The 20,356-nt window shown below is 35.0% G+C and carries 12 protein-coding genes; 9 read left to right on the top strand and 3 right to left on the bottom strand.

Annotated features, from left to right (window positions below):
• The first annotated feature begins 229 nt into the window (after positions 1-229).
• The 7 genes from L1276_RS14595 to L1276_RS14565 all read left to right on the top strand — a co-directional run bounded on the left by L1276_RS14595 (position 230) and on the right by L1276_RS14565 (position 13,789).
• A complete protein-coding gene (locus L1276_RS14595; protein WP_253788989.1) occupies positions 230-3,517 on the top strand; it encodes a TonB-dependent receptor in 3,288 nt (1,095 codons plus the stop codon).
• 24 nt (positions 3,518-3,541) lie between these two features.
• Positions 3,542-5,275, top strand: a complete 1,734-nt coding sequence (locus L1276_RS14590; RefSeq protein ID WP_253788988.1) for a RagB/SusD family nutrient uptake outer membrane protein — start codon at positions 3,542-3,544, stop codon at positions 5,273-5,275.
• A 256-nt stretch (positions 5,276-5,531) separates the two neighbouring features.
• A complete protein-coding gene (locus L1276_RS14585) occupies positions 5,532-6,731 on the top strand; it encodes an exo-beta-N-acetylmuramidase NamZ domain-containing protein (RefSeq protein ID WP_253788987.1) in 1,200 nt (399 codons plus the stop codon).
• A gap of 128 nt (positions 6,732-6,859) precedes the next feature.
• Positions 6,860-7,687, top strand: a complete 828-nt coding sequence (murQ, locus tag L1276_RS14580; RefSeq protein WP_253788986.1) for an N-acetylmuramic acid 6-phosphate etherase — start codon at positions 6,860-6,862, stop codon at positions 7,685-7,687.
• Positions 7,688-7,874: 187 nt separating this feature from the next.
• Entirely contained in the window at positions 7,875-9,383 is a 1,509-nt protein-coding gene (locus L1276_RS14575; RefSeq protein WP_253788985.1) for a sodium:solute symporter, read from the top strand.
• A gap of 76 nt (positions 9,384-9,459) precedes the next feature.
• Positions 9,460-12,453, top strand: coding sequence for a glycoside hydrolase family 3 N-terminal domain-containing protein (locus tag L1276_RS14570; RefSeq protein WP_253788984.1), 2,994 nt, complete (start codon positions 9,460-9,462; stop codon positions 12,451-12,453).
• Positions 12,454-12,517: 64 nt separating this feature from the next.
• Positions 12,518-13,789 (top strand): acyltransferase family protein, encoded by a 1,272-nt coding sequence (locus L1276_RS14565; RefSeq protein ID WP_253788982.1) that lies wholly within the window; start codon positions 12,518-12,520, stop codon positions 13,787-13,789.
• A gap of 107 nt (positions 13,790-13,896) precedes the next feature.
• On the opposite strand, the gene L1276_RS14560 is transcribed toward L1276_RS14565, so the two are convergent.
• Entirely contained in the window at positions 13,897-15,762 is a 1,866-nt protein-coding gene (locus L1276_RS14560; protein WP_253788980.1) for a TonB-dependent siderophore receptor, read from the bottom strand.
• A 66-nt stretch (positions 15,763-15,828) separates the two neighbouring features.
• Here L1276_RS14560 and L1276_RS14555 point away from each other — a divergent pair, with 66 nt between their 5' ends.
• Positions 15,829-17,319, top strand: coding sequence for a PLP-dependent aminotransferase family protein (locus L1276_RS14555; protein ID WP_253788978.1), 1,491 nt, complete (start codon positions 15,829-15,831; stop codon positions 17,317-17,319).
• A 66-nt stretch (positions 17,320-17,385) separates the two neighbouring features.
• Here the strand turns inward: L1276_RS14555 and L1276_RS14550 are convergent, their stop codons facing one another.
• Together L1276_RS14550 and L1276_RS14545 are read right to left on the bottom strand one after the other, a co-directional pair.
• On the bottom strand, positions 17,386-18,585 hold the full coding sequence (locus L1276_RS14550; RefSeq protein WP_253788976.1) for an MFS transporter: 1,200 nt from the start codon (positions 18,583-18,585) through the stop codon (positions 17,386-17,388).
• 65 nt (positions 18,586-18,650) lie between these two features.
• Complete coding sequence (locus L1276_RS14545) at positions 18,651-19,232, bottom strand: TetR/AcrR family transcriptional regulator (RefSeq protein WP_253788974.1); 582 nt, start codon at positions 19,230-19,232, stop codon at positions 18,651-18,653.
• A gap of 208 nt (positions 19,233-19,440) precedes the next feature.
• Between L1276_RS14545 and L1276_RS14540 the strand changes: the two genes are divergently transcribed.
• Positions 19,441-20,319, top strand: coding sequence for an AraC family transcriptional regulator (locus L1276_RS14540; protein WP_253788973.1), 879 nt, complete (start codon positions 19,441-19,443; stop codon positions 20,317-20,319).
• Positions 20,320-20,356 lie beyond the last annotated feature (37 nt).

Here is a 20,356-nt window from a genome sequence, read left to right as displayed (position 1 = left end):
AATTCAGCACAAATATATCAAATAATTCTATTGGACGCGTAGGATTAAGCAGAAACTGCAATAGTTTGCGTTTTTTAATCATAAAAATAAAATCAGAAAAAATTAACATATAAAAACTGCGTTATTTTGCGTTATTTTAGTTAATTTTTGAAATTAATTACAAAATACTGCATTTGTATGCAATAAATAAATATATTTGCTCAACAACCATTAAAAAAACCAAATAATCATGAAAAAATTATTTCTTATTTCATTGTTGGTTTTGTTCATTCAAGCAACATTTGGGCAAACAAAAACAATCACTGGAACTGTAAAAAGCAAAGCTGACGGAATTCCAATTCCCGGAGTTACGGTCCTGATTCAGGGAACATCAAATGGCACAACCACCGATTTTGATGGAAACTACAGCATCAGCATCGCACCTGGAAGAAGCCTTGTATTTAGCTATATGGGTTTTGAAACCTCTGTAGTAAAAATTGAAGGACAGCAAAAAGTCAACGTTGATCTTTCTGAAAGCACTTCAAAATTAGATGAAGTTGTAGTCGTGGGATTCTCTTCTCAAAAGAAAACAAACTTAACCGGCGCTGTTGCCTCAATCGATGTAGCTAAAACAATTGGAAGCAGACCGCTTACTGATGTTAGTAAAGCTTTGCAAGGCACTACGCCCGGAGTTAATGTTAGTTTTAACTCAGGGAATATTAACCGTACTGCAACTATTAATATTCGTGGAGCAGGTACTATTAATGGCTCTGATGCTCCTTTAATATTGGTTGATGGTATACCTACAGATTTATCCCTTATTAATCCCAATGACATTGCTACGATGACGGTGCTGAAAGATGCCGCTTCAGCTTCTATTTATGGAGCGCGTGCCGCATTTGGGGTTGTACTTATTACTACTAAAGGAGGAAAAACGGGAGAAGGAAAAGTGAGATTCTCTTATTCGGCTAATACTGCTTTTACTAATCCTATTTCTACTTTAAAATTCTTAGATCCTACTGAAGAAATTCCGGGATTAGTTGCAGCAGGAACTCGTACAGATGGTGCTGTCCCTGAGATTTTTGGTGCAAATTATAATACTTTATTGGCCGGAATTAAAAACTGGAAAGAAAAGTATGCAAATAATCGTACCAGCAATGAAATGGTTTATGGTGAAGATTGGGAAATTAAAAATGGTACTCCTTATTTTTACAGAGTTTGGGATGCTAATAAAGAATTATATGCAAGTAATGCGCTGCAGACTACGCACAACTTATCTGCACAAGGTAATTTAGGAGAAAAAAGTTCTTTCTTCGCTTCTATTGCTCTTACTAATCAAGATGGTATGTTGAGAGTAAATCAGGAAAAAAGACAGAGAACAAACATTAACTTGGGGTTCACTACAAAATTAGCCGACTGGCTTACTGGTGATTTTAAAGTAATGACAATTAACAGTACTTACGATCAGCCTTTTAACTATTATGGAGGTTCTGGTACTGATGACACTAGTTACGGAGGTTATTTTGGTTACGCACTTCGCTGGGGACAATATTTTCCAAACTTTGGAACTTACAAAGGATATAATTTTCGTACTGCAGGAGGATATTTATCAAATGCATCCAGAAATGAGAATATCAAACGTAATAACAGATTGAGTGCTAAGCTTACAGCAGATATTACAAAGGATTTCAACATTATAGCTGAAGTAAGTAATGTAACCGAGTTTTACAACAGAAAACAAAATGGCGGTAAATTCCTGGCTTGGGACAGCTGGTCTGCTATGCCGTATGATGCCACTACAATTCAAAACGCTACACCTGCAACTCTTGAAGCCGGGAATGATTATGTAGCACAGTCAAAATCAGAATCGACTACAAATGTTGTAAATATATACGGTAACTACAAAAAACAATTTGGCGGTCATAACTTTAAATTCTTGGCAGGATTTAACTCTGAGTGGCAGGATTTCTCTCGTAATTACGCCAGAAGAAATACTTTGTTAGACAAATCAAAGCCAGAATTTAATCTTGCCGTTGGTGAGCAATTTGTTTCTGGATCTGCCAATACAACTCTTAATCCAGCCGAAACAACCTATTCTATTGCAGGTTTCTTTGCGCGCGTAAATTATGATTATAACGGAATTTATTTACTAGAACTTAATGCTCGTTACGATGGTTCTTCAAGATTCCCAACAAACGAACAATGGGGCTTCTTCCCTTCTGCTTCTGTTGGATACAAAATTGTGAATGAAAAATTCATGGAAGGCACACGAGGCTGGTTAAACGATCTTAAAATACGTGGTTCTATTGGAGCAATTGGAAATCAAAACGTAGGAAACAATGCTTTCTTATCTGTATTAAATTCAACAAATCCTTCGTGGATAAACAGCGGAAGTACTTTACCTCCATCAACCGGATTACCAACTAACGTTGACCCAACATTAACATGGGAAAAAGTATATACAAAAGACTTAGGTATTGACATTAAAATATTTGATATGCTTGGTGCTTCGTTTGACTGGTACCAGCGTGATACAAAAGGAATGCTTGCTCCTGGCATAACTCTTCCTGGTTCATTTGGACAATCTGCCGCTCAAACTAACTCAGGAAACATGAGAACAAGAGGATGGGAACTTGGTTTAAATTTCAATAAACAATTAAGCGAAAGTGCTTCGGTATTTGTTGATGTCGCTTTATCTGATTATAAATCGGTTATTACAAAATGGAACAATAGTTCTAAATTATTAGCTTTAGTTACACCTACTACATATCCATATTATGATGGTTACGAAATTGGCCAGATTTGGGGTTTAACCAGCGACAGGCTTCTTCAATCTGATGATGTAATTACCAATAACGGTAAAACGGTTAATGGTGTTGATTATTCTAAAACAATGGTTGGTAACTTTAAATACGGAGCAGGAGACGTTCATTATGTAGATCTTGACGGAGACGGAGCCATTACTCGTGGTGCAGGAACAGCTGACGATCACGGAGATTTGAAAAAAATTGGTAATACTACTCCTCGTTATAAATATGGTATAACATTAGGCGGGAAATACCGCGGATTTGATGTTTCTGGTTTCTTCCAGGGAGTTGGTAAACGTGATTACTGGGCGGCTTCAGATGCTGTACTGCCTTTTTACCGTGCGCCTCAGCAAATGTATGCAAACCAAGCTGATTATTGGACACCAGAAAATACTCAGGCTTACTGGCCAAACCCATATTATGGAAATGAAGCCAATACTCTTGGTTCAGGTACTTCAGGTTCAAACAACTTTGTTACCTCTACAAGATATTTATTAGATATGTCATATTTCCGTTTAAAAAATGTTACTCTAGGATATTCACTTCCAGCAGAAATTGTAAAAAGAGCTCATTTAGAGAAAGTAAGAATTTATGCATCAGGCGAAAATTTAGCAACCTGGGCAGATAAACGTCTTCCTGTTGATCCGGAAATTGATGAAACAGAAGTTTTCTGGGGAAGAGCTTATCCATATACCAAAACCGTTTCTTTTGGTGTTGAGCTATCTTTCTAATCCTAACAATACAAAACTTTTAAAATGAAAAAATCAAATATAAAATCAAGATTTCTGCTTCTATTTGCTGTTGCCGCAACATCAATGACCGCAGTCAGCTGTTCAGATTATTTAACAGATGATCCTGCAGATAAATTTACAAACGACAACTTCTGGCAGTCAGAAGACAATGTAAAAACCTTTTCGTGGTTGAACTATGATACTTTTTACGGATATGGAAACGGAACCACAATTGGACTTTCTTTTTTCTATTATCACGGAAGCGATTACAGAGTAGATGACAATTTATCGGCTTTTACTTTTTATCAAATGCCAATTACAGCGTCTACAACAAATGTTTATTCCTGGAACGAATATTACACCCTTATTCGCCGCTGCAATTTAATGTTAGAAAAAGTACCTGCTGTTGGAATGCCTCAGGAAAAGAAGAACCACTACATTGGGGTTGCTAAATTCTTTAGAGCATATACCTATTTCCGTTTAGTACAAAAATTTGGAGACGTTCCTTACACGGATCAATTTTTAGCTCAGGGGGATGCAGAAGTATATGCTCCGGCAAAACCAAGAGCAGAAATCATAGACAAAGTAATTGCCGAGTTAGAAGAAGCTGCAAACTTAATGCTTCCGGCTGATGATAAAAATGTTACAGTTAATAAATACACCGCTTATGCCGCTTTAAGCAACGCTTGTCTTTATGAAGGAACATACAGAAAATACCATTTAGGTCAAGATGGAAGCGCATATCTTAACAAAGCAAAAACAGCTTCGTCAGCGATTATGAACAATCCGGCTTATAAATTAAATGCCGATTGGAAATCACTTTATAACTCAGTTGAATTGCTTGGAAATACAGAAGTTATTTTGGCAAAACGTTATTTAACAAACGTATTAATGCACTCTCTTCAAAACTACACCAATACCTCAACTATTCAGTATGGTTTAACAAAATGGGCTGCAGACAGTTACGTAACTACAAACGGACTGCCAATTCAGCAAACTGGAAACAGTCAATTTACTGGTGACGAAACTGTTGCTAAAACATTTGCAAACAGAGATCCGCGTTTTGCAAAAACAGTAAATCCGGCTAATTATGGTTACAAAGGAAAACCTTTTGGAACAACAGCTTTAGTTTCAATGTCGGGGTATGTATTTGAATTGTACAACAATCCGGCAACAACTGGTCCTGATGTTACAACCGGAGGACGTAACTATACGGATGCGCCATTATTTACATTAAGTGAAGTATATTTAAATTATGCTGAGGCTTGCGCCGAATTAGGAACTGCTACTAACTCAGATCTTGATTTATCTATCAATAAAGTACGTACTCGTGCCGGAATTGCACCTTTGACTACTGACGGTGTTACTGCTTCTGCTGGAGGAGTACAAATTAACGACCCAAGAAGAACTTCGGCTTTAGAGCAGCTTTCGGGAGTTGTAAATCCTTTAATCTGGGAAGTTCGCCGCGAACGTCAAATTGAATTCATGAGCTGGACAACTCTAAGACAAGCCGATATTTACCGTTGGAAAAAAGGAGATTATTTAGATACAAATAAAAACCCTGATGTAAATCTGGGTGCAAGAATTGGAACTCCTGTTGGATCACAAACTGTGGTTGATGCAAACGGATACGTAAAAATTTATCCTGTCAGCACCAGAACATTCGAACCAAAACATTATTTAATGAATATCCCTACCAATGATATCGATTTATACAAAGCTCAAGGTGTAGATTTAAAACAAAACCCTGGCTGGTAATTCTAAAATCATAATAACATTTTGCCCCTACAATAATAAACTGCCTCTGGAACCTAAATTTACCAGAGGCAGTATTTAAAAATCTTTTTTTCATCACTTAAGTGAAGATAAAAATGACGAATAAAATCTTAATCTGAACAAAATCAGATATCTGCTGCAATACCACACAACAACCATCAAAAAAACATCAAATAGCAATCAATAATAAACTAATTTTATTAGTCCTTATTTGCCTTAACTATTAACTGTAATTAAAATGATAAAATTCATAGCAAAAAGTGTTCTTATTGTAACTTCTTTCATCTTTACCTCTACTTATTCCAATTCCGTTTCGGCAGTTACAGAAAACAATACATCAAAAATGAATCCGCCCGCAATTAAAACCGGTGCCGATAATTATGAGAAATATTTACCGCTTTTAAAGGATAAGAAAATAGGAATTGTAACCAATCAAACCGGAATTTTGTCTGACAAAACCCATTTGGTCGATTTTTTATTAGAGAAGAAAGTTATGATACAAACTATTTTTGCTCCTGAACACGGATTTAGAGGAACTGCCGATGCCGGCGAACATATCGTTGACGGTAAAGACCCTAAAACCGGTCTATCAATAATCTCTCTTTATGGAGACAATAAAAAACCAAAACCTGCACAATTAGCCGGAATCGATATTATGATTTTTGATTTACAGGATGTAGGTGCCCGTTTTTACACTTATATTTCTTCTTTGCATTATGTAATGGAAGCTTGCGCAGAAAACAATGTACCGCTCATAATTCTGGACCGCCCAAATCCTAACGGAAGTATTGTTGACGGTCCGCTTTTAGAAAAAGGATTCACCAGTTTTGTAGGCATGCACCCTATTCCTCTTCTGCATGGAATGACGATTGGCGAATATGCACAAATGACAAACGGTCAAAAGTGGCTTAAAGATGGTGTAAAATGCAAACTAACCGTTATTCCTTGTGTTAATTATAACCGAAAAATGGAATACAGTTTATTGGTAAAACCATCTCCAAACCTGCCAAATGATCAATCTATAAATCTATATGCGAGTTTATGCCTTTTTGAAGGAACAAACGTAAGCATGGGGCGAGGCACTGAAAAACAATTTCAAATTTATGGCTCTCCCTATTTAACAAAAACCAATTTCACTTTTACCCCAAAACCCAATTTTGGAGCCAAAGACCCGCTTTATAACGGAAAAGAATGTTTTGGTGAAGATTTAACCTCTTATCCTAAACTCACAAAATTAGAATTAAAATGGCTGCTTAAAGCCTATCAAAATACAAGCGATAAAACGAAATTCTTTAATGCTTTTTTTACCAAACTTGCCGGAACGAAAAAACTGCAGCATCAAATCGAATCGGGAGTTTCAGAAAAAGAAATTCGAGAAAGCTGGAAAAAAGATTTAGAAGCTTTTCAAATCATGAGAAAACCCTATTTACTCTATTAAATCAAGCTTTTCAGAAAATTTAAATTTATTCAAACCTGCTTTTTTTATAAAATAGAGGAACTTCATATAAAATATCAAAATCATAAATATCAGAAACTGCTGTTTCAAAACCAAAAAAGAAAAGAAAAATGAAAAATAAAAATCCTGAAACTGAACAAGAATCTTTGTACAAAGACTTGGATCAAATGAGCGTGAAAGAACTTCTTACCAACATCAACACCGAAGACAAAAAAGTACCCCATATTATAGAAGAGCAGATTCCTAAAATCGAAAAACTGGTTAAAGCAATCGTAAAAAAAATGCAGCTTGGAGGCCGATTATTTTATATTGGCGCCGGAACTTCAGGACGAATTGGAATACTGGATGCATCAGAATGTCCGCCTACATTTGGCGTACCGCATGATATGATTATCGGAATTATTGCCGGAGGCGATACTGCCATTAGAAAAGCAGTTGAAAATGCTGAAGACGATACGGAACAAGCATGGAAAGATTTAGCCAAATTTGAAATTTCAAGTCTGGATATGATCATCGGAATTGCAGCTTCTGGAAATACACCGTATGTTTTAGGAGCTTTAAAAAAAGCCAAAGAATACAACATTAAAACAGGAAGTATTTCCTGCATCAGCAACGGACTGATTGCTCAGGAAGCCGATTACCCGATTGAATTAATCGTAGGACCTGAATTCTTAACCGGAAGCACCAGAATGAAAGCAGGAACCGCTCAAAAACTGACTTTAAATATGATCTCTACATCAGTAATGATCAAATTAGGAAAAGTAAAAGGCAACAAAATGGTCGACATGCAGCTGTCTAACGAAAAACTGGTGAAACGCGGTATCAAAATGATTATGGAAGAACTAAATATTGAATATGATTTAGCCGAAGAATTACTGCAAAAACACAAAAGCGTAAGAGCTGTTTTATTGTCTCAAAACAAAAATCAGGAAATCTAAAAACCGCACTATTAAAATCTTTTTATAGATTTATACAAATCAAAAAACTGAATTTTCATTTTTTGAGTTTTTAACGGCGACCTGACAGGTTTTAATCCCGTCTACCGAGGCTTCTGGATTGAAACCGTCAGGTCAATTAAAAAAAGCCGTTTATTTATAAAAAAACCAAAACCACCAAAACTATAAAATGACACCAAGTACCATCCTTCTTCTTATTATCGTTTATTTCGGAACATTATTCTATATCTCACACCGAGTGAGCAGAAAAGACAGCGGAAACGAAGCTTTTTTTACAGCCAATAAAAATTCTAAATGGTATTTAGTTGCTTTTGGAATGATTGGAACTGCTCTTTCCGGAGTTACTTTTATATCCGTACCCGGAGAAGTTGGCGCGCCAAGCGGTGAACAATTCAAATATTTCCAGTTTGTATTGGGTAATGCACTTGGATTTATTGTTATTACAAAACTATTACTGCCTCTTTATTACCGAATGAATTTAACCTCAATTTACGGTTATATAGAACAGAGAATGGGTTTTTTCAGCTATAAAACGGCCGCTTCTATCTTCTTAATCAGCAGAACCATAAGTTCAGCATTCAGACTTTATTTAGTGGTTATTGTATTGCAGCGATTTGTATTTGATTATTATCATATTCCTTTTGCCTTTACCGTATTAATCTCACTGCTGCTTATTTTTTCCTATACTTACAGAGGCGGACTGAAAACAATTATTATTACCGATACTTTACAAACCTTTTTTCTTGTAACCTCTGTCTTTCTTACTATTTATTTTATCTGCGACCGCATGGATTTAAGTGCCGTCAGCGCATTTGAAGAAGTAAAAAACAGTAACTATTCTAAGATATTTTTCTTTGATGATTTCCTTGGAAGTAAATTCCACTTTGTAAAACAAATATTGGGCGGAATGTTTGTAACCATCGCCATGACAGGTCTGGATCAGGATTTAATGCAAAAAAACCTGAGCTGTAAAAACATTGGCGAAGCACAAAAAAACATGTTTACGTTTACGGGAATCTTCGTGATTATCAATATTTTCTTTTTAAGTGTGGGTGCCCTGCTATACATTTATGCAAATAAAAACGGAATCGCAGTTCCAACTGATTTAGTTACAGGCAAACCAAGAACCGATTTACTTTTTCCGGAAATCGCCTTAAATCATTTGGCCGTAGTTCCGGCAATTGTATTTTTACTGGGAATTATTGCTGCCACTTTTGCCACTACTGACTCAGCTTTAACAGCATTAACAACCTCTTTTTGCGTTGACTTTTTAGGCATGGACAAAGCCGAAAACAGCAATAAAAAAAATACAGTTCGAACCCGGCATTTGGTACACATCAGCTTTTCGGCATTAATATTTTTCATCATTCTTATTTTTAATTCTATTAACGACAGCTCAGTTGTGGGAATGATTTTTAAAGTTGCCTCTTACACTTACGGTCCGTTATTAGGATTATATGCTTTTGGATTGTTCCAGAAATCAAGACATGTAAATGACAAGTTAGTACCGTTTATTTGTCTCCTTGCACCTTTTCTTACCTATTTAATAAATGAAAATTCGAAACTGCTGTTTTCAGGATACGTTTTCGACAATGAATTAATTGTACTAAACGGATTAATTACCTATTTAGGATTATTCCTTACAAGTTCTCGAAGCCATGAAAAAATAAGTTTTTAAGCCGCTTAAAAACACAATAATTTACTAACCATTGAAGGCCGAAAATTAACCTTCAAATGGTTTAAAACATATTACTATGAAAGATTACATCATAAAGATCAGCCTTTGTGCTTCATTTTTATTTTTAATCACCAATTGCGCTGTCAAAAAAAACAATGCAATTACAGATTCAAAAAAAGACATTCCATTAAAAGACACTGTTGTTTACAAAGAAGACAAATCTGCAAAAAAAACGTTTTTTGAAGATTCAGATAAAGAAACGGCTTGGGTTGACAGCATTTACAGCAAAATGCCGCTTCGCGAAAAAGTAGGACAGCTGTTTATGATTTCGGCTTATTCCAATAAAGATTCCGTTCATGTCAATCAAGTCAAAAATTTAATTGAAGAATACAAAGTAGGAAGCGTTATCTTTTTTCAGGGCGGTCCAGTTCGTCAGGCAAAATTAACCAACTTATATCAGTCAAAAGCAAAAGTTCCTTTATTTGTAGGGATTGATGCAGAATGGGGATTAGCAATGCGTTTAGATTCGACGTACCGTTATCCTTGGAATATGACTTTGGGTGCAATTCAGGATTTAAAATTAATTGAAAAAGTGGGCCGAAACATGGCCATTGAAAACAAGCGAATTGGAATCCATTTCAATTTTGCTCCCGTTTTGGACATCAACACCAATCCTAAAAACCCAATTATTGGAAATCGTTCTTTTGGCGAAGACAAAGTGAATGTAGCCAACAAAGCTGCTGCTTTAATGAAAGGCGTGCAAAGTCAAGGCGTTTTCAGTACCGGAAAGCATTTTCCCGGACACGGCGATACCGCAACCGATTCGCATCACGCATTGCCTTTGGTAAATTTTTCAAAAGAAAGAATTGATTTAGTTGAATTGTATCCTTATAAACGATTATTTGATGAAGGTTTAGTATCCGTAATGGTTGGGCATCTTAATATTCCAAGTTTAGAACCAACTCCAAATCTGCCTTCTTCGGCTTCTTATAATGTGGTTACCAATCTGCTTCAAAAAGAATTAGGTTTTGAAGGTTTAATTTTTACAGATGGTTTAGCTATGAAAGGCGCATCAAATTTTAAAGGCCCGGGAGAATTAGAAATTGCAGTGCTTTTGGCCGGAAATGACATTTTATTGTGTCCAGAAAATGTTCCTGCAGCCGTCCAAAAATTAGAAGAAGCTTACACTAACAACACTATAACTGAAGAACGTTTAGCACATTCGGTTAAAAAAATTCTGCATTATAAATACAAAGCCGGATTAAATCATTACAAGCCTATTGACATGGCAAATATTTACAATGATCTTAATCCGTCACAAAATGACGCTTTGCATTATCAATTGTATGAAAATGCGGTTACCGTTTTAAAAAATGAAAAAGAAATTCTTCCGATAAAAGAACTGGATCAGAAAATTGCTTACATAAAATTAGGTGATGACACCAACAGCGCTTTTGTCTCTACTTTAAAAAAATATACAGAAATCACAGAAGTTAAGGACAATAATCTTGATAGTCTGAATCAGGAATTGAAAAAATTTGACAAAGTAATTATAAGTTTTCATAAGGTGAATAAACCTTGGGAAAAGCAAGAATTTACCTTAGCTGAAATGCTTTGGTTAAAAGAAATCGCGAAACACAATAAAGTAATTCTGGATGTTTTTGCCAAACCATATTCATTATTGTCTATTACTGATTTTGATGATATTGAAGGTTTAGTGGTTTCTTACCAAAATTCAGATATTAGTCAGGTTGTTTCTGCCGAATTACTTTTTGGAGCCATTGAAGCCAAAGGAAAACTGCCCGTTTCAATTAATACTTCTTTTAAGGTAAATGACGGATTGACTACTGAAAAGCTAAATCGTCTGGCTTTTACCGCTCCTGAAAATGTTAATATGAACCCAGCGATTCTTTCAAAAATTGATGCTGTAGCCCAAAAAGCAATTGATGGAAAAATGGCTCCGGGAATGCAGGTTTTGGTTGCCCGAAAAGGAAATGTGATTTTCCAGAAATCATACGGATCCCAGACATACGATAACGGAAAAAAAGTAACCAATACTGATTTGTATGATGTCGCTTCAATCTCAAAAATGATTTCGACACTGCCAAATGTGATGCAATTGTATGATAAAAATAAAGTAACGCTGGACACCAAATTGAAGGATATGCTGCCTTTTTTTGCCAAAACAAACAAAGAAAATATCATTTTTAAAGATTTGTTATCGCATTATGCAGGACTTCAGGCATGGATTCCATTTTACAAAGCAACATTAGACAGCAATACTAATCCTTCTGAAAAATACTATCGAAAAACAGCTGAAAACGGCTTTACCACAAAAGCAGCCGATAATCTTTATATTCGAAATGACTATCACGACACGATTATGAAAATCATTGCCGATAGTCCCGTATCTCCTAAAGTTGAATACAAATACAGTGATTTTACTTTCATCATTTTAAAAGAATATTTAGAAAGAAAAACACATAAAAAACTGGAAGATTTAAGCAAAGAGAATTTCTACAACACGCTGGGAATGAATTACACGCTTTACAATCCGCTGGATAAATTCGAAAAAAACAGCATTGCTCCTACTGAAATCGATAATTATTTCAGACATCAGACTATTCAGGGTTATGTTCATGATATGGCAGCAGCAATGGAAGGCGGTGTTGCAGGCCACGCCGGAATTTTTTCTAATGCCATGGACGTTGCTAAAATGATGCAGTTGTTTTTACAAAAAGGAAATTACGGAGGTATTCAATATTTTTCCCCACAGACTTTCGATGCATTTAATACCTGCTATTATAAAGACAAAGGCGTTTTAAGAGGTTTGGGTTTTGATAAAAGAATTGGTAAAGACGGACCAACCTGCGGCTGTGTTTCGGAATCTAGTTTTGGTCACACCGGATTTACCGGAAACATGGCCTGGGTTGACCCCGAAACTGAAATTGTATATGTATTTCTATCCAACAGAACTTATCCAGAAGTTATAAATGACGAGAATAAATTAGCCAAAGGAAAAATCAGAGAAGAAATTCAAAAAATAATACAGGAAGCAATAATAAAATAATCCAGACAAACGTCTCTCCTCTTTATTCTTCCAAAAAAACAAACCATCTAAAAAAACATAACCAATGACAAAAGAACGTTTAACCTCGCTCGATGTATTTAGAGGATTTACTATTTTATTGATGACGATAGTAAATAATCCGGGAAGCTGGTCTTCGATATATCCGCCGTTAGAACACGCCGAATGGCACGGCTGTACACCGACTGATTTAGTATTCCCGTTTTTTGTTTTTATAATGGGAACTGCAATACCTTTTGCAATGCCGGTAAAATATTTTGACGGAGCGGTTTTTAATAAAATTTTGGTTCGTTCGCTGCGAATTTTCTGTTTAGGATTGTTCTTGAGCGTTTTCAGCAGAATCCATTTATTTGGTCTCGAAGGAATTCCGTTATTAGCAGTAAGATTGGTTATTGCATTTGCAGTCGCTTATGCCCTTTTAGGAAACTTTACGATGAAAGTCAAAACCATTCTTGCGGTTGGAATTTTTATAATACTGCTTTCTTTAGCCTTCAGCGGTTTGGAACATTTTGAAGATACTCGAATACCAGGCGTTTTGCAGCGAATTGCAATTGTCTATTTCTTTACATCTATTCTATATCTAAAAACAAATTTAAAAACGCAGCTTCTTGTTTTAGCAGTACTTTTAATTGGGTATTGGCTTTTAATGGCCTTCGTTCCCGTTCCTGGATTTGGTCCCGCTAATTTTGACAAAGGCACTAATCTTGCCGCTGGGTTAGACAATACACTTTTAAACGGACATTTATGGAGCGTTTCTAAAACCTGGGATCCGGAAGGAATTTTAAGCACACTGCCTGCTATTGGCACTGGAATTCTTGGAATGTATATTGGACAGTTATTGAACTTTCAAATAAGCAGAACTGAAATTCTAAAAAAGACAGCAGTTACAGGAGTTATTTTATTAATTGGAGGTTTGCTTTGGAATATCATTTTTCCAATCAATAAATCGCTTTGGACAAGTTCTTATGTATTGTACACTGCCGGAATCGCCACTTTATGTTTAAGTTTATTGTATTATATAATCGACATTCAGGGTTATAAAAAATGGGCTAAACTGTTTTTAATCTGGGGAGTCAATCCTATGATTGTGTTTTTCTTTTCGGGAATAATTCCGAGGGTTCTTGGTTCTATTCAAGTTCAAAATCCGGAAACAGGCGGAGAAGATATCAGTGTACTCACTTTAATTTATAAACATGGAATTGCGCCTTGTTTTGAAAATCCATTAAATGCATCATTAGCTTATGCGCTTTTATATGCTGTTTTCTGGTCAGTAATACTTTGGATTTTCTATAAAAAGAAAATGATTTTTAAGGTTTAGGTTTCAAGCCGAGAATATTTCGTTTCTACTCACAATAAAAATTATGGTAAACAAAAAAAGGGAAGACATTAAACGTCTTCCCTTTTTATATAACTAACCTTTATAATTTAAAAACTAACAAATTTTACTCCCGCACTAAACCATCTTGACGGCAGCGGAAATGCTCCAACCTCAAAATAAGTCGCATTAAAGATATTTTGAGCATCTACAAAAAATGTAAATTTCTTAACTGACTGACTTACCCTAAAATCATTTATCCAATAAGAAGCTCCCGTAACTCTTTCATTAAAACGAGTCGCAAACAAAATTGAAAAATCTTTATGCTGAAAATCAATTGTGTTTGTAATTTGGTGTTTTAAAGAAGAAATCAAATATTTAGAAAATGGTTCAGAACGTGTATCTTTAAATTTAGAATCTAAATACGAATATCCTAAAGTGAAATTCAATTTAGAATCGGCAGAAAGATCAATTTTATAAGTTCCGCGCATGTTGATTCCGTTTGTAATCAAATCACCGTAGTTTTGACTCTGCCATGGCACTGCCGTTGTCATACGCGTCCAATCGATATAATTACTTATTTCTCTGTAGAAATAATTCACATTAAGATTTAAGCTTTTTCTGTTGAATTTAAACCCAACTTCACTTTGAAAAGCATTTTCAGAATCAAGATCAGGATTTCCAATATTTCCCGGGCGCTGATTTAGATATAAATCTGTAAAAGAAGGAATTCTTTGGCTTGTGCCGATGTTTCCAATAATCTTAAATTCCTCCGTGAATTCATAACTCGCATCAATTCCAGGATAAATCTGCCATTTGTAATCTGAATTGTAGTTTAAATAAGTCCCCACATTCACATTTAATTTTTCAAAAAAATACGTTCTGTATTCGGCATAAAGTCCAACATTTTCACGATCGTGATCCCCAATATTAGACGAATGAATATCCTCATTTCTAAATTCGGCGCCAAAACCAATTTCACCATTTTCTGTTTTAACAGAAGAGTTTAATTCTGCGGCAATAGAGTTTGTATAATGCTGACTTCTTCCTGCATTCAAATTCCCGTTTCCTAAATACCTGTAATCATCATAATTATATCTGTAGGTAACTCTCGGCATAATTTTCCATCTGTCTGTAATAGCATGTTTCGATTGAATATTGGCAAATGTAGTTTGTACTATTTCAGTTGAATTTCTATCGCCCGGTGCAGCGTAAAATCCGTTGGCACCAAATCCGTTTTTTACATAACCAAATGAACCTAAAATTTCGTTAGAATCATTGATCTGCACATTTCCCTGATACAATAATTTATTGTTTTCAAATCCGGTATTGTAACGGTATCCGTTGCTTTTATCATGCGATGCAAAAATAGAATGCTGTTGTTTTTCTTTCCCTAAAACAGCTCCGGCCTGAATACCGCCTCCATAAAAAGTGTCGCCTGTATCCTGAGTATCTTTTTCAAAATTAGATCCTGCATATGTACTTACCAAAAATCCAGAATCGGTTGGTTTTTTTGTAATGATATTTATCGCTCCTGTTAAACTGTTAATTCCAAAAATTCTCGCAGCCGGACCACGTAAAACTTCAATTCTTTCAATAACTTCTACCGGAAGAGGCAGATTAAGCATATTATGAGCTGTTTGCGAATCAATAATTTTAGCTCCATTTAGCAAAACTACTGTTTGTTCAAAGCTTCCGCCGTCAACACTTACATCGGCCTGACCACCAAATGGCCCTCTTTGTCTAATATCGACTCCATTAGCATATTGCAAAACTTCCTGTAAAGTTCGTCCCGGTAATTTTTTTATTGTTTCGCTGTTTATAACGTATACGTTTCTGTTTTGTTTAGAAATTGGCGTGCTTAAGCGGTTTTCGTGAATGATGACTTCATCAATTTCTATAATAGAATCCCTTTTGGTTTGGGCATAAAAATTTGTGCAAACTAATGTAAAGACTGCAAAATAGATTTTTTTCATTTTGGTTTAAAATTTTTGCAAAAGTAGTACCTTGCCGTACTAATAAAGTATACCAGTTTTGTAATTATGAGTAGTCCGGTTGAAATTCCTTTTAAAAGCTTCATTCAGATTAAGCCTGAAGAAAATACAGCAATCTATCTGCAAATCGTTTTTGAATTTATAAAAGCGATACAAACCGGATTTCTTCCCGAAGGAACAAAACTTCCGGGCACGCGTATATTATGCAGACAGCTTTCTGTAAACCGAAATACGTTAATTAAAGCTTTTCAGGATCTGGAATCACAGGGCTGGATTGAAACTCTGCCAAATAAAGGGACATTTATATTGTCTCAGCATAAGCAAAAAAATAAAGACGAATTTATTGCTCCTTCCAATCAAAAACATTCAGAAAATAATATTGGATTTACTTTTAAAAAATCAACAATACTTGAAAACCCCACAGAAACCAGTAATCTTCCGTATCAGTTTAATGACGGAATGCCCGATTTAAGATTGGTTCAAAATGAGATTTTAGCAAGGCTTTATGTTTCAAAATTAAAAAGGCAGAAAACGTCCAAAACTTACGAGCAAATCCAGATTCAATCCCATTTAAATTTTAAAACCCATTTTTCTAACTATTTAAATCTTACGCGGGGTTTGCGTATCTCTACCTCCAGCCTTCTCACTACAAGCAGCCATGAAATTAGTTTGTATCTCGTTACTAAAGCTCTTATTTCTCCTGGTGACAAAGTAGTCGTAGCATCTCCGGGTTATTATATTTCGAATATGACTTTGACCAATACCGGAGCGCAGATTATTACGATTCCGGTTGATCAGGACGGAATTGATACGAAACGACTAAAAGAAATCTGCAAAGAATCAAAAATCAGAGTATTATATCTTACTTCCAACTACCATTATCCAACGACAATTTCCTTAAGTGCCAAAAGACGAATGGAAGTTTTGGAATTAGCCAGCCAATACGGTTTTGTTATTTTGGAGGACGATTACGATTTTGATTTCCATTATGATAATAATCCAATCCTGCCTTTAGCTGCTTTTGATTCCAATCAAAAAGTGGTTTATATTGGTTCTTTTGGAAGATCGCTTCCTTCTGGATTTAGTTATGGTTTTGTGGCGGCGCCTTCTGAATTTATATCGGAATTAGAAAAATATCAAAACATCCTAGAACCTGGAATTGATGTTCTAAAAGAACAGGTTTTATCTGAATGGATTAATGAAGGTGAAGTGCACAGGCTTTCAAAAAAGAATAAAAAGATATATAAAGAACGCCGGGATTATTTCGTTTCCTTGTTAAATGAAAAATTAAATTCTAAAATTAAATTTAAAATCCCTTTGCGCGGACTAGCCGTTTGGATTGAATGGCTTGATACATTTAATTTAATAACGCTTCAAAAAGAATGTGCCTCAAAAGGATTATTTCTGCCTAAAACCATTTTATACCAAACCAAAGATCTTACGGCTACACGTTTAGGATTTGGACATTTAGAAAAAGAAGAAATGGAAAAAGCGGTTTCTATTTTATGTGAATCGATTGATGCTGTTTCAAATACATAACAAAATTTTCGCAACAAACCCGACAGGTTTTAAAACCTGTCGGGTTTACTTGTTCACAGTTTTATATTACGAAATTGCATTTTTAATTCTGTATTTATTAAAAAAGATAAAAACAATCCCAACAATCAGGATCAAAGAAACATTGGCCAATCCTAATAAAAACTGACTTTTTACAGTATACAAATTCACAAAACTATAGCTAAAAAGAGCGCTGACCATATAAGCTCCCCCGCCTGTTAATCCGCTGGCAACTCCGGCATTTTTTGAAAATCGGCTTAAGCAATAACCAAGGACAATATTATATATAAAACCACCGCAGAGATTTAAGCCCATTGTAAAAGCAGTTAAAGTGTAAATATTACTTTGTAAAGAAGAGGTCAAAATCATCAGCAAAACCAAAACCAGCTGCATTGTAATCGCTGTTCCGACTTTTTTTGCCAAAGGGATTTTGATAAGAGATTTTGCCGTAATACCGCCAATCATAACCGATAAACCAGATAATAGCGCGCTGTAACCTGTTGTTATTGCCGAATATCCAAAAATGCGTTCTATTATAAACGGACTTGATAAATTGAACATTATCACTATGGCAAAAGTGATTCCCAAAATTATAAATCCTAAAGTAAAATCGGTGGATTTCAGCATATTTGAATAGGTTTTTGAAATCGACTTTAATTTAAACGGATGAAATTCTTTTATGGTTTCTCCGCTGTAGCGAAGTTCTAATAGTAAAATAAGGAATGATAATAATCCAAGGAAATAAAAGTTTGATTTCCATCCAAAACTATGCTCTAAATAACCGCCTGCAAACGGAGCTATAATGGGTGCACTTGCCCAAATTATAGAAAACAAACTAATATAACTTTTTAATTTATCGCCTGTAAATAAATCTACAAAATAAGCCCGTTTTGCAATTACAATAAACGCAATTGCAATTCCCTGAACAATACGCATGGCATAGATTACATAAATATCGGGAACAAGTGCGATAACAAAACTGGATAATGAAAATATTGCAAGCGAAGCAATATTAATTTTGAATCGCCCAAAACTATCTAATATACTGCCAATAAAAATCTGACTTATGCCAAGGCTTAACATAAAAAATACTAAGGTAAGCTGAACGGCCGAAGCCGAAACATTTAAATCTTTTGCCATTGCAGGAAGCGACGGCAGATAAACATCGGTTGCAAAACCCGATAACGGAATTAAGGCCAAAGCCAATATAGTGCTGAATCCTTTATGATCCTCTTTTAAATTTCTCATTCTAATTATTAATTTACTTATTACAAAATAGACCAATCGGTCTAAAATATTTCAAAAAAAATAGGTTATATAACATATTTTTCAAATTCGGTTTTAATACTTTCTAAAACAATTTTTACCTGATCTTCGTTATCAAAAACTTTTCTATATAAAATTGCTCCTTCAATTATGGCAAATGTTTTAATGCTAAAATGTTCAGGGTTAATTTCTGGTGTAAGCTCTTTATTAGCAATTCCTTTTTCTGCCAAATCAAAAAATCTTTTCTGCGCAGATCGGATCGCCTTTTTAACTTGTTCTTTTATTACCGGATTAGTATCATCTGCTTCTACTCCAAAATTTAAAATCGGACAGCCGCCAACCATATTTTCCTTATTACCGTAAACTGCCAATATATTATAGAGTTTCTCTTTTGCCGATTTTCCTTCTGCAAGAGCATGATCTAATTTAACAGCAAGCTGCGATCTTAAATACAAAAAAGACGCAGTACAGATTTCTTCTTTGTTTTCGAAATTCCCGTAGATACCGCCTTTTGCCAGTTTTGTGGCTTCCATAATATCTGAAAGAGAAGTTCCGGCCATTCCTTTTTTATTGATAATTGGAGCCGATTTTTCAATAATAAACTGTTTTGTTCGTTCTGCTTTACTCATGATCTTTTTCATTTTGACACTGCAAATTTAGACCGATCGGTCTTAAAAAACAAGCTTTTTTAAATTTATTTTTTACAAAACATTAAAAATCAAGTAAAAACAAGACATTCCGTTTCACAAAAAACCAAAAATCATTCTTTTAAAAAATATTGGTTTAAAAAATAAATAGTAACTTTTCAAGCTTTTTATTCTAACCTCAACCTCAATTATGACGACAGATATTCTAGAATTACATGATTGCATTGTTTTAATCGAGCATTCGAATACTACAAAAACAATTGTTCAAAAATGTGAAATCGACGGCGATGCGCTGGGTTTTGCTTTTTATGGTTCGGGAAATGTTGAGTTAGAGATTAAACACAATAAACAGACAAAATATTTAGTGAATACAACAGGGTTGGCTATTTGTTTTTTTGGAAACCAAAAAGTCGAATTCTCACATAAAATTGAACCCGATACCCCTTTACAATCCATTAGTATTTTTACTAAACTCAAAAATCTCAATTCATTGCCCCAAGCCGAAAAAGAGATTTTCGAAAGTCATTTACCGCAATTATTAAATCCGAAAGAGCATTTTGTAAAAGGTCCGTCATTTTATATGACACTCGAAATGCAATTGGCAGTTCAAAAAATATTCAATACACACTATACCGGAAATACACGTTTATTGTTTTTAAAAAGTCAGGTTAACGAACTTCTGGCACATTTCTACGCACTTTTAGCTTCTGAGAAAAAATCGGATTTGTCTGAAACAGATAAAAACAAACTTTTCCAGGCCAAAGAAATTGTTACCATTAATTATTCTACACCACCTTCTATAACGCAATTGTCGCAAATGGTTGGCCTCAACAGTAATAAACTGAAGAAGAATTTCAAGGAACTTTTTGGAATTCCGGTTTTTAAATATGTTCAGGAAGAACGATTAAATAAAGCGTATGAATTACTCCGCGAAAGTGAAAAAACAGTTCAGGAATCGGCTTGGGAAGTGGGTTACGAAAGTTTGAGTTCGTTTTCGAATGCCTTCCATAAAAAATTCGGAATGCGTCCAAATGAAGTAAAACAGCAATTCTTTTCAAACAAATCATAATTCTTTTGCGACAAATGATTTCTTTTTAATCCATGCA

This window comes from Flavobacterium sp. HSC-32F16 (genome assembly GCF_024171645.1).
In the GTDB taxonomy this organism is placed as follows: Bacteria; Bacteroidota; Bacteroidia; order Flavobacteriales; family Flavobacteriaceae; genus Flavobacterium.
The sequence above is the reverse complement of the archived record's forward strand: the minus strand, read 5'-3'. Positions and strand labels throughout refer to the sequence as shown.